Source organism: Ahniella affigens, from assembly GCF_003015185.1.
Classification (GTDB): domain Bacteria; phylum Pseudomonadota; class Gammaproteobacteria; order Xanthomonadales; family Ahniellaceae; genus Ahniella; species Ahniella affigens.
In genome coordinates, this window is sequence record NZ_CP027860.1 from 4,821,010 (window position 1) to 4,832,397 (window position 11,388).

General features: G+C 62.2%; 12 protein-coding genes. 3 read left to right on the forward strand and 9 right to left on the reverse strand.

Features of this window, described 5'->3' with window-relative positions; all coding sequences use genetic code 11:
• Nucleotides 1–97: 97 nt before the first annotated feature.
• The 3 genes from C7S18_RS18605 to C7S18_RS18615 all read right to left on the reverse strand — a co-directional run bounded on the left by C7S18_RS18605 (nt 98) and on the right by C7S18_RS18615 (nt 4,309).
• A complete protein-coding gene (locus tag C7S18_RS18605) occupies nt 98–2,845 on the reverse strand; it encodes a serine/threonine-protein kinase (protein WP_106892975.1) in 2,748 nt (915 codons plus the stop codon).
• A gap of 121 nt (nt 2,846–2,966) precedes the next feature.
• Entirely contained in the window at nt 2,967–3,782 is an 816-nt protein-coding gene (locus C7S18_RS18610) for an ADYC domain-containing protein (RefSeq protein WP_106892976.1), read from the reverse strand.
• An 8-nt stretch (nt 3,783–3,790) separates the two neighbouring features.
• Complete coding sequence (locus tag C7S18_RS18615; RefSeq protein WP_106892977.1) at nt 3,791–4,309, reverse strand: hypothetical protein; 519 nt, start codon at nt 4,307–4,309, stop codon at nt 3,791–3,793.
• 172 nt (nt 4,310–4,481) lie between these two features.
• On the opposite strand from C7S18_RS18615, the gene C7S18_RS18620 reads away from it, so the two are divergent.
• Nucleotides 4,482–5,066: an ECF-type sigma factor gene (locus C7S18_RS18620; RefSeq protein ID WP_106892978.1), complete on the forward strand. Its 585-nt coding sequence runs from the start codon at nt 4,482–4,484 to the stop codon at nt 5,064–5,066.
• Between the two features lie 65 nt (nt 5,067–5,131).
• Here the strand turns inward: C7S18_RS18620 and hemE are convergent, their stop codons facing one another.
• From hemE to C7S18_RS18640, 3 genes are read right to left on the reverse strand one after another with little or no spacing between them, the layout of a single operon-like run.
• Nucleotides 5,132–6,214, reverse strand: a complete 1,083-nt coding sequence (gene hemE, locus C7S18_RS18625; RefSeq protein ID WP_106892979.1) for a uroporphyrinogen decarboxylase — start codon at nt 6,212–6,214, stop codon at nt 5,132–5,134.
• An 11-nt stretch (nt 6,215–6,225) separates the two neighbouring features.
• Nucleotides 6,226–7,227 (reverse strand): SPOR domain-containing protein, encoded by a 1,002-nt coding sequence (locus C7S18_RS24740; RefSeq protein WP_206207925.1) that lies wholly within the window; start codon nt 7,225–7,227, stop codon nt 6,226–6,228.
• Entirely contained in the window at nt 7,217–7,477 is a 261-nt protein-coding gene (locus tag C7S18_RS18640) for a WGR domain-containing protein (protein ID WP_425481081.1), read from the reverse strand. Before C7S18_RS18640 ends, C7S18_RS24740 begins: the two co-directional genes overlap by 11 nt.
• A gap of 182 nt (nt 7,478–7,659) precedes the next feature.
• Between C7S18_RS18640 and gcvT the strand changes: the two genes are divergently transcribed.
• Nucleotides 7,660–8,748 (forward strand): glycine cleavage system aminomethyltransferase GcvT, encoded by a 1,089-nt coding sequence (gcvT, locus tag C7S18_RS18645; protein WP_106892982.1) that lies wholly within the window; start codon nt 7,660–7,662, stop codon nt 8,746–8,748.
• Nucleotides 8,749–8,824: 76 nt separating this feature from the next.
• Entirely contained in the window at nt 8,825–9,214 is a 390-nt protein-coding gene (gcvH, locus tag C7S18_RS18650; RefSeq protein ID WP_106892983.1) for a glycine cleavage system protein GcvH, read from the forward strand.
• Nucleotides 9,215–9,292: 78 nt separating this feature from the next.
• Here gcvH and queC read toward each other — a convergent pair whose 3' ends face one another.
• From queC to C7S18_RS18665, 3 genes are all read right to left on the reverse strand, one after another.
• Nucleotides 9,293–9,958 carry a 7-cyano-7-deazaguanine synthase QueC gene (gene queC / locus C7S18_RS18655; RefSeq protein WP_106892984.1) on the reverse strand — a complete coding sequence of 222 codons (666 nt, stop codon included), beginning with the start codon at nt 9,956–9,958 and terminating at the stop codon, nt 9,293–9,295.
• Entirely contained in the window at nt 9,955–10,380 is a 426-nt protein-coding gene (locus C7S18_RS18660; protein WP_106894102.1) for an MAPEG family protein, read from the reverse strand. The genes queC and C7S18_RS18660 overlap by 4 nt, the downstream gene beginning before the upstream one ends.
• Before the next feature lie 396 nt (nt 10,381–10,776).
• Nucleotides 10,777–11,349, reverse strand: coding sequence for an ECF-type sigma factor (locus C7S18_RS18665; RefSeq protein WP_106892985.1), 573 nt, complete (start codon nt 11,347–11,349; stop codon nt 10,777–10,779).
• Nucleotides 11,350–11,388: the final 39 nt, after the last annotated feature.

The following is an 11,388-nucleotide window of genomic DNA, read 5'->3' on the forward strand; positions in this document are numbered from 1 at the left end:
CAGGTTGGATGCGTTTGCGAAAGAGGCCGCTCAGCCGTGAGCGCGACTCGGCCGGCCACGAGTGTGCCGCCAGAGGTGTGCCGCGACAGGCTGCCTATCAGTTGCTGTGCGCTGGCGCCGCCCTGACGGAATCATCAAAATCTGCCAGCAGTGCGCCGATTTTGCGCGTGCGATAGTCGTCCGGGCCGAGTTCGTTGCGAAGTCGGTGTTCGGCATTCCGGAGCACGGTCATCCCGGCCGGATCGCCATTCAACGCCCGGCACGCGCCCAGTAGCGCAAACTGGTATTGCATCCGTATCGGCGCATTGGGATTGCCGTCGTCATTCAGATCAAACGCCCGTTGCGCCGAACGACAGTCGGGCTCGGGCTGGCGCTTGGCCAGTTGCACACGCACAAGGTCGTTCAATGATCCGGACAACATGTTGGTGCTGGGGCCCATCGCTGCCTCCAGACTGGCGATGGCCCGGCGAAACAACGCTTCGGCCTGATCGAGGCGACCGGCATCGAACTCGACATTGCCGAGCGTCCGCAACGACATCGCGGTGTCGCGGTGATTCTCGCCAAACAGCTGCTCTCTGAGCGCTAGTGCCGTCTCGGCATAGGGCCGGGCCTCCGCCGACCGGTCCATCGACACCAGCGTGGTCGCGATGTTCGTATTGATCAACGCGATCAACGGATGCTCCGGTCCGAGTTGCTGCTGCCGGCTGATCAGCACGCTTTGAAACAGGGCCAACGCCTCAGCATAGCGCTGCTCGGAGAATAGGACGGTGGCCAGATTGTTGCGGCTCGACACCGTGTACGAATGCTGATCACCAAACACGGCGAGCGTGAGATCGTACTCTTCGCGGCGCAGCGCCTCGGCTTCGGTCATCGGCCCAGTATGCGACACCACTACGGCATGCGCACCGAGCGCACGCGCAAAGAACTCGTTGTCACGCGGCGATTGTCCGCGTTGATGGTCCACGATGGCCTTGGTCAAGACGTAGGCCTCATCGGCGCGATCGCGCAGAACGAGCCAAGAGGCATACCGAATCACGCTTTCCTCGGTCCGTCGGTCACGCTCGCCATAGCGCGTGCGCTGGCCCTGCAATAGCTGATCGAAGATCGCACCAGCTTCGTCCAGGCGATTCATCGAAACATTGGTCACGGCCCGGCGCAGATCGACCTGATCCATCAGGTCCTGATCGGGACGCAAACCGCCTTGGACTGTCGCCCGCAAGGCACCGAGCTCGGCGAGCGATTCGTCGAATTGACCCAACTGATGCAACACAATCGCGTGCGACAGGCGGGCGCGATCGTTGTCTCGGGTGAGCGCTGCTGATTCCGCCAGCACCGGCAGCGCTTGGTCGAAAAGACCCAGCCCACGGTACGCATCGCCCATCGCGAGCAGCAATTCGGCGCGTGCGTCCGGCTGGTCCAGCAATTGCTCACGGATGCGGTGACTGCCGGTATCGAGAAGTTCGCGGGCCGTTACCCGTTCACCTTGCGTCGCCACGGGGTCGGCGAGGGTGAACAGGCCCGTCATGAAATCCAAGGCTGCGCGCGACTTGCGCGCTTCGGCCGCAGCCTGCTCGGCCTGCCACAAAGCGACGCCCGCCCCCACCAGCAACGACAGCACAGCAATCATGCCGAGCGCGCTGGCCAACGCGTGGCGCTGCAGGAAGCGGGTCATGCGGTAGCGCAGGTTCCCACGCCGCGCCAGGACCGGCTCATGTTGCAGGTAACGCTCAACATCGTCGGCCAATGCGCTGGCAGACGCGTAGCGTTGCTCTGGCTCCTTGCGGAGTGCCTTCAGAATGATTGCGTCCAGGTCGCCCGATAGGGCGGTACTGAGCTGCTGCGGCTGCAACTGTCGCGCGGCCGCGCAGTCGATGATTTGGGTCGGTGCGTCCGGATCGCGGTCCAGCACGGCCTGCGAGGGGCGCTGCGGTTCCAGATTCAGAATGGCATGCTCATACGCTGCCGGGGTGGTCGCTGTGATGCCGTAGGGCTTCCTGCCGGTCAACAGATGAAACAACAGCAAACCTAGCGCATACACGTCGACACTGGTCGTAACCACTTCTCCGCGCAGCTGCTCGGGCGCGGCGAACTCGGGCGTGAACACGCGGGTCTGGGTGCCTGTGATCGAAGTCTTGGACTCGATCAGCTTGGCAATGCCAAAGTCGAGCAGCTTCACCTGCCCAGTGGCGTCGATCATGATGTTCGACGGTTTCAGGTCGCGATGTACCACCAGTCGATGATGCGCATGGCTGACGGCCGCACAGACCGTCAAGAAGAGTTGCAGCCGACACTCAATGGTCAGCTGTTCGGTATCGCAGTACTGGCCGATCTCGCTGCCTTCGACGTATTCCAGCACCAAGTAGGGCTTACCGTCAGCGCTGACGCCGCCATCGAGCAGACGGGCGATATTCGGATGATTCAATGTGGCCAGGATCTGCCGCTCGGCGCGGAAGCGCTGCAGCAGTTCGCCCAAGTCCCAACCTGGGCGCACCAGCTTGATGGCCGCCTGCTGTACGTATTCGCCATCGTCGCGCTGCGCCAAATAGACCGCGCCCATGCCGCCCCGACCGATTTCGCGAAGCAGCCGCCAGGGCCCCAGACGCTGTCCGGCGAGCGCGTTTTGGTGATCGCGATGCAACGCCAGCATGAGGTCAGGCGCCGCGCCACCCAATTCGGTGGCCTCCTGATTGGCCCGCGCGTCTGCCGCCAGCAGGGCATCCACTTCGGCACGCAACGCTGGTTCGTCGACGCACGCGTGCGCCAGGAACGCTGGGCGCGCCTCGGCGTCGAGGATCACGGCCTGCTCAAAGAGCGTTCGGATTCGCGCCCAGTCCGGCTTGGGCATAGAGGCTCCTCAAATGCGACGGGGCGCACTGCCGCGCCGCCTCATTATGAACCCGGCGGCAGTGCATCGGAAAGATACCCGTGGTTCATAGATGTCGCCAAGTACAGCGCGCGACGCTCGTTCACTGATGCGAAGCGGTCAGCTTGGATCGATTGAACAGCAAAGCCCCGGCCGTGTTGGCAGTCGCATCGTCACAATCCGCGCCACTGGGCGCCTCTGCCAATCTCGGGCAGTTGGTGTGCAAGCCATCAAGGGTCAGGTTTTCGACGATCCGAGTATGCGCGACGCAGACCGCACCGTGCTCGTTCCAGCCGGCTTCAAACGCCATATCGGTTATGGATGCATCGCTCGTTTGCACGCCGACGCGATCGTAGATGTCGATCGCCGTGCCATTGCGCGTGCTCGGTGCATCGTTGCCACAGTAGTCGGCACGCGCCATATTGATGCAGGCCGTATAGTAAGGCTCGAGCGACGCGCCGTTGGCCGGCGCGGTACGCCACGGCAGATAGCCCCAACGCAGGCATTTTGCCTCGACGCCGCTGACACAGCTGAGACTGAAGCGGGTGGCGTCGGCGACGTAGCGACGATCCTGGTCAAAGTATCCCTGATACACGACGACGCGTGTGTCGCCATACGGATCAGGGGCGCAGAATGATTGGAACATCAGCGCGCCGGTCGGTCGCAATTGCAGTTGGTACAACCAGACTTCGTCAAAGCGCGCGCTTGGGTCTTTGCTGGCACTCAGAACTTGCAGGGTCCCAGCGGTGCCGAGTTGCAGCTCAGCACCGACGAGATCGGCTTGCTCGCGCTCGCGCCCTTGATCATCGGTGACAACCAGGCGCGTGCCTTCGACGCGAAGCGCCTGTGGATTTGCAGCCAGCAGTGCGCTGCTGACGGCGCCAAGAATCAGACCAACGATGAGGTTTGGCAAGCGCATGGCACACCTCAGCGTTGGGCCAAGGTCACGCGGACCTGATCAAGCGCGATGCCGGACAGCGGCTCGGCCGTCGCAGCGTTGCGCAGCACGGTGTAGGTGCCTTGTGGGCTCTGCCCGTTCAGGGTCAAACCATTCACCTTGAGACCGTTCAAGGTCCAGCCGTTCAGTGTCCAGCCGTTAATTTTCATACCGTTCAGAGTCCAACCGTTCCAGCGAATGCCGTTCCAACGTAGACCGTTGAACTGGATTCCTTGCAGTTGAACGCCCTGGAGAATCGGGCCATTCATGCGTGCACCGTTAAGCCAGATGCCTTGCAGGCTGATGCCATTGACTGTGAAGCCATTGACTGTGAAGCCATTGATTCTGAGGCCGTTGAGCGTGAGACCGTTCAGCGAGAAGCCGTTCAGCGAGAAGCCGTTCAACACCGGCCCAGGTTGCCGAGCCCGCGACGGTGAGTCGATGGCGTGGCATTGCGTGGACAACAGAACCAGGGACAAAGTGGCGGCGAGCAGCGTACGTGTGGTCATGACGATTCTCCGAAAGTGGTTTTTGAATTTGGGAGGCTGAATTTGCGCCTCACTAGCACATACGTGACGGTCTTGACTCAGAGATCATCCGCTGCAAGAAAATTTCGGTTCGGTACACTTGGGCCCGGGGTGGACGATCTGCAGATCTGCCCATTGGCGCTTGAGGTGATCCATGAACGCATCTGAACCCGACTCCTCTGGCATTACCCAGCAAGTCGCCCGGGCGGGTGAAAGTCCGACGGCCCGCGGTGAACTCATGCAGCGCGTCCACGCCGATCTGATGCGCATTGCCCGCGCCGAGTTAGCCCGACACCGGCGCGGCAATACGTTGAATACCCGTGCGCTGGTCAACGAGGCGTATCTCAAGCTTTTTGCCGGTCAGGGGGCCGACTTCGAAAGCGGGCATCATTTCTTTGCGACAGCGGCAAAGGCCATGCGCCAGGTCGTGATCGACTACGCCCGCATGCGGCTGGCCGAATGCCGCGGCGGTGGGGTCACGCCCTTGGGTTTGGACGAGCTCGAAGCGCAGCTGGTGTCAGTCGATGCGCAAGCCGAGCGCCTCGTGGCGATTGATGCAGCACTCAGCAAACTGGCGGAGTTGGACGAGCGTCTGGCGCTCGTCATGGAGATGCGGTTCTTTGCCGGCATGGAAGTGGAAGATGTCGCCCAGGCACTCGGCGTGTCGGTGCCCACCATCATTCGCGACACGCGCACCGCCAAGGCCTTTCTACAGCAGCAACTTGACGAGCAGGGCTAATGTCGTGCTCCGCAAATAACTCGAATAAAGCGCTTCGATTTGTTCGCGGCACAATCGGCTGATTGTCAACGGCCTGCCAACACGCGCCGACTCTCGGTGTGCACAGTGTCGATCAGCAGCTTGAGTTTGTCTGGCTGGATCGCCGGATGAATGCCGTGGCCGAGATTGAACACGTGCCCCGGATGGGGACCAAACGACTGCACGGCACGCGTGGCCTCGGCCGCGATGGCGGCTTCCGACGCATAGAGCACCACCGGGTCAACATTGCCTTGCAACGCCACGCGATCGCCCACCCGCCGGCGGGCATCGCCCAGATCGATGGTCCAGTCCAACCCGAGTGCATCGGCACCCGTGTCAGCCTGCTGTTCCAGGGAATGCGCGCAGCCCTTGCTGAACAGAATCAGCGGCACGTGCTCGCCGTTCGCTTGGCGCGGGAGATTCGCAGCGATCTGCGCCAGATAGCGGAGCGAAAACTCACGGTAATGCGCGAGTGACAACGCGCCGCCCCAGGTGTCGAACACCATGACCGCTTGCGCGCCCGCTTCGATCTGAGCGCGCAGGTAATCGGTGACCGCGCGGCCAAGGAGTTCCAACAGGCGATGCGCGGCTTGCGGGTCGTCCCAGAGTAATGCTTTAGCGTGCTCAAAATATTCCGAACCACCGCCTTCGATCATGTAGCAGGCCAAAGTCCAGGGGCTGCCGGAAAACCCGATCAACGGCACCTTGCCGCCAATCTCGCGCCGGATCAGGCTCACGGCATCGGTGACATAACGCAGGTCGCTGGCGACGTCCGGCAGTTTCAACGCGTCAATGTCAGCGCGCGAGCGCACGGTGCGCTCGAACTTTGGGCCCTCGCCTTCGGCAAAATACAAACCCAAGCCCATCGCATCGGGTACCGTCAAAATGTCCGAGAACAGAATGGACGCATCGAGCGCAAAGCGCGCCAAGGGCTGCAAGGTGACTTCGCAGGCCAGCTCGGGCGTCTTGCAGAGCTTCAGGAACGACCCGGCGCGCGCGCGGGTAGCGCGATATTCCGGCAGGTAGCGACCAGCCTGGCGCATGATCCAGACCGGAGTTTGATCGACCGGCTGACGGCGCAGGGCGCGCAGAAAGCGGTCATTCGCGAGCGGAGCGAATGGTGCTGACATAAGTGGATTCCTTACGGTCCGACGGCGTCGAACTCGCGTTGCAGGTATTGGATCTTGCGGGGCCAGTTGCGGGTCAGGCCGGGCACGTTGGGCAAACGGGCCAGCAGCGCCTTGGCGGTGTTGGCGTCGGCAAATTCGCCGTGGGCGAGCAGCCACCAGTCCTGACCATCGCGCTTCACTTTGAGTACGTAGCAAGACGCCGGCGCCAACCCGAGTTCGGCGATCAAACGCGGAAACGCTTGCGGCGAGGCGGCGTCCGCCAGCTGCAACGTGTACGCATTGCCGTTCAGATTGGCGAATTCGCGCGCGGTGGCCAGATCGCTGAGCTGCCATGCGACTGCCACCGGGCTGGAACTGGCCACAGGCTCTGGCGTACTCACAGGCGCTGACTCTGGCGCTGGCGCTGGCTCTGGCTCTGGCGCTAGCGACACTGGCTCAGATGGCGGCGGTTCGTAGGGTGCTGGCTCCGGAATCGGCTCGCTCGCCGCCCCGACGGGTTCGGGTTCGACCGCAACCGGTTCAGCCGGGGCCGGCTCCGGCGCAATCGGCTCTGGTTCGGATTCTGGCTCTGGCTCGGGCGAAATCGCCTGTGGTTCAGACATCACTGTTTCGGGCGCAGGTGACGCGTCGGGTTCGGGTTCCGGCACCGCGCGATAGAAATCGGACAGCGGCGTGGCGTCTTCGGGTGGCGCGGCAACGAGCGGGGGCGGTGCGGGCGCAGGCTCTGTTTCCGCGGCGCTCGCCGGTTCCATATACGGTTCAGGCAGCGGCGTGGGTTCGGGCTCGGTCGGCGCATCTGTCGCAACAGATTCTGCTTCCGAGACGGGTTCTACGGGTGACGCCGAGGCATCGGCGGTGCTGGTATTGCGGTTGCCGGAGTCGGCACATTCCCAACCCGTCCGGTCGGCGTTTGGAACGCAGCGATGGCGGCTGCCGGCGCTTGGTCCGTCATTTGCCAGCGTCAGGCTGGCCTGGAGGAGCAATAGCAGCAACAGGCGCGAATCAGGCTTCATAGCGGGACCCCATTGGCCCTTCCATTCCTTGTGCGAACATCACCGTGAAGCCCTTTTTCAATTGCTGATCGCGGGCCTGGATCAAGGCCTCCTCAGCGTGCTCGCGGACTTCGAAATAGTCTTTCTTGCCGCTGGCGCGACCACCTTGCTGACCCCATTCCCGAGTCAGAATCCAGCCACCCAGCAAGTCTTGCTGGAGGATCAGGTGGTAGTAGCGCGGCGGCTCTTTGCCCGCCGGCTTGGTTTGCATGAAAAGGCGCATGCGCCGGAGTCTAGCAGCCTGTGGCGAATCGCTCATACAGGGCGGTTTCAGACGATGTCGGCGACGCTATCTACCCGCTGCAATATCGCTTTGTGTCATGGGAAAGTCCTTGTCACTGGGGAAATCCGCCCGTTAGGCTCGCGCACCGTTTGATTCGTGGGAAGCCGATCATGTTGAAGAAGACAGCGTTGCATCCGGCCCATCTGGCCGCCCAGGCCAAAATGGTCGACTTCGGCGGCTGGGACATGCCGTTGAACTATGGCTCCCAACTCGAAGAGCACCACTTGGTCCGCCGCGATGCCGGCATGTTCGATGTGTCGCATATGACCGTCGTGGACCTGCACGGTGACCGGGTGCGCGCCTTCCTGAGCGAGTTGCTGGCCAATGACGTCGCCAAACTCAAGGTTTCCGGCAAGGCGCTTTACTCCTGCATGCTGACCGAACAGGGCGGCGTCATCGACGACCTGATCGTCTATTACCTGACCGAGTCGTTCTTCCGCATGGTCGTCAACGCCGCCACGCGCGACAAGGATCTGGACTGGCTGGCTCGCCACGCAACCCGCTTCGGCGTCACGCTGACCGAACGCCGCGATCTGGCCATGGTGGCCGTGCAGGGCCCGAATGCCCGCGCCAAAGTCATCGGTCTACTCAGTGAGGGCGTGCGCGCCAAGGTCGAGAAGCTCGGCAAATTTGTCGCTGCTGAGGCCGACGGCCTGTTTATCGCCCGTACCGGTTACACCGGGGAAGACGGCTTCGAGATCATGGTGCCGGAAACCGACGCCGTGACATTCTGGAACCGCCTGCTCGACGCCGGCGTGAAGCCCGCGGGCCTGGGCGCCCGCGACACCCTGCGCCTCGAAGCCGGCATGAACCTGTACGGTCAGGATATGGACGAGACGGTATCGCCATTCGAAGCCGCGCTCGCCTGGACGGTCAGCCTGGAACCCGCGACGCGGGCGTTCATCGGGCGCGACGCGTTGGCGGAACAGAAGGCCGCCGGCGTGCCACGCGAGATGATCGGCCTGGTCCTCGACGATAAGGGCGTGATGCGCCACGGCCAGAAGGTGCTGACCTCGGCCGGTGACGGCGAAGTCCTCAGTGGCACCTTTTCGCCGACACTTGGCAAATCCATCGCATTAGCTCGTGTACCCGCGGGTGCCGGCGACGACCTGAAGGTCGACATCCGCGGCAAGGCGGTGCCAGTCCGCAAGGTCAAGTTTCCGTTTGTCCGCGACGGCCAGCCTCAACCCGGAATTTGATGCACCGGCTACGCCGCAACGGCTCGAACGCACTATCATTACCCCATCTGTCCCAACCCTCTAGAAGGCCAAGATCATGAGTGAGATCCCTGGTGACCTGAAGTTTCTGAAATCCCATGAATGGGCCCGGCTGGAAGACAGCGGCAACGTCACGGTCGGCATTTCCGACCACGCGCAGCGTGCCCTCGGTGACCTGGTCTATGTCGAATTGCCGGCCGTCGGCGATGTGATCGAAGCCGGCAACGGCGCCGCGGTGGTCGAGTCGGTGAAGGCCGCCTCCGACGTCTACGCGCCGGTATCGGGCACGGTTGTCGCCGTCAACGATAAGCTCAGCGACAATCCGGAAACGATCAACGAAGACGCTTACGGCGAAGGCTGGATGTTCGTGCTGAAGCCGAGCAACCCGAGCCAGCTGGACGAGCTGTTGAGTCCGGATGACTATTCGGAGCAGATCGAAAACGAGTAATTCTGGTCGTTCGATTTGGATGAACTGAAAGGCCCGGTGCAAACCGGGCCTTTTTGTTTCAGGTGATGGGTGACGGCGTCAGCGATAGCGTGTTGGATCGGGCAATCCGGCATCATGAAAGCCTTGCGCGCGCAGTCGGCACGCATCACATTTGCCGCACGCCCGACCCTGGTCATCGGCCTGATAGCAGCTCACGGTAATGCCATAGTCGACGTCCAGTTCGTGCCCTTTGCGGGCGATATCGGCCTTGCTCATCGCGATCAGTGGCGCATGAATGCTGATCAGTTCGCCATTGACGCCAGCCTTGGTCGCCACTCGCGCCAGATGCTCAAACGCTTCGATGAATGCCGGCCGGCAATCGGGGTAACCAGAATAGTCGACAGCATTGACGCCACAGAAGATGTCATCGCTGCCTAGTGTCTCCGCCCAGGCCAAGGCCAAAGACAGCATGATCGTGTTACGCGCCGGCACATAGGTGACGGGAATACCCTGACTCGGCGCTTCCGGAACGGCGATATCGGCGGTCAGTGCCGAGCCGCCAAAGCGGCGAAGGTCGAGCATTTGGACGTGATGTTCCACCGCACCCATCGCTTCGGCAACGCGCTTCGCAGCATCGAGCTCGGCGTGATGCCGTTGACCGTAGTCCACACTCAGCGCATGGCAGACAAACCCCATTTGCCGCGCAATCGCGAGCGTCAACGCAGAATCCATTCCGCCCGAAACCAGCACAACCGCGTGCTTCATGCCTGCTGCCCCAGCAGCCAGGCGGCGTAGGCCATGAACAACCAGAGCGCGATGCAGCTGATCAAGAACGCGTAGAAGCGATGCCAGACTTTGTTGTACGTCACGTGGATGAAGGCATGAATGGCGCGGGCTGCAACAAAGGCCCAAGCCATTGGCAGCAGCACGCTCTGATCAAGCTTGGCAACCGCAATCACCACCAGGGTGAAGTAAAAGAGCACCGGCGTTTCGAACAGATTCGAGTAGTGGTCCAATGCCTTGGTGTTGCTGAGCAGTTGCGCCGCTTGTACCCGACTCGCCACTTTTTGCGGGTGAATCCGCTTGGCTTTCATTTCACCGACCCGATCGGTGTACATCCGAATCCAGACCACAAAGGTGATTGCGGCCAGCGCAAAACCGGGCCAGAAAATTGAATGGGCTGACATGACGTGACTCCAGACCTTGAAGCTGCTCATTTTGCCCGCTTGCACACGCCAGGGCGAGCCTCAACATTCATTCTGGCGCATCCAGCCTGAATTCTGTCGGGCTTGGTCACCGAACCTGCCGAGCAGACCGTTTGGTAGGCGCCGGGAGGTCGACTAGCTAGGCAGGTTTCATTGCCGGTACTGGCGCAGGTCGAGCGAGCGCCGGATCGGGACGCTAGGGAGGGTCTGAACAAGTCCATCCTGGACTTTCAGACCCGCGATGAGTCCGGCACGTGTCCGGACTCATCGCTCCAGAATCAAGCACTTGCGTGCTCGATTCTGGGCGGGCCATCCATGGCCCGCATCGCCTCTGAACTTGTTCAGAGGCTCCCTAGGCCCTCGTCGGATCGCCTTGGATCAATGGCCCTTCATGCGCTCGGAGAGCCAGGATCGCGCTTGGTTCCAGTCGCGCTGGGCAGTCCGGAGACTCACCCCCAGCGCATCTGCCGTCTCTTGTTCGCTCAAACCGGCAAAGTAGCGACACTCAAACACACGCGCAGCTTTCGGGTGTTCAAGCTCCAGTTTGGCAAGCAGGTCGTCCAGCTCGACCATGTCGCTCGCTTCGGCTTCGAGTTGCGCGTCGACCTTTTCCAGGCCCGTATGCGCAGCACCGGCACCACGTTTGTCGGCCAGCCGCTCGCGCGCGTAGTCGCACAACACCTGGCGCATGATGCGGGCAGCGAGATTCAGGAAGTGCTGCTTGGACTCGACCCGCCCGGAAACCGACTCACGAATCCGCAGGTAGCATTCGTGGACGAGTACCGTCGCGCTCATGGTGCGGTCGCGGCCGCGGTTGGCGCCTGACAACTGCGCGCCCGCAAGGCGCCGCAAGTCGTCGTAAATCAGGGCGATCAGCCGCGCCGAGGCGTCGGTGTCGCCACCTTTGAACTCGGCCAGGATGCGGGAAAAATCTCGGGTCGGCGCATTCATGCCGGCATCCTAGCAGGCCTTTGGGTCGGCGCTGAGGTT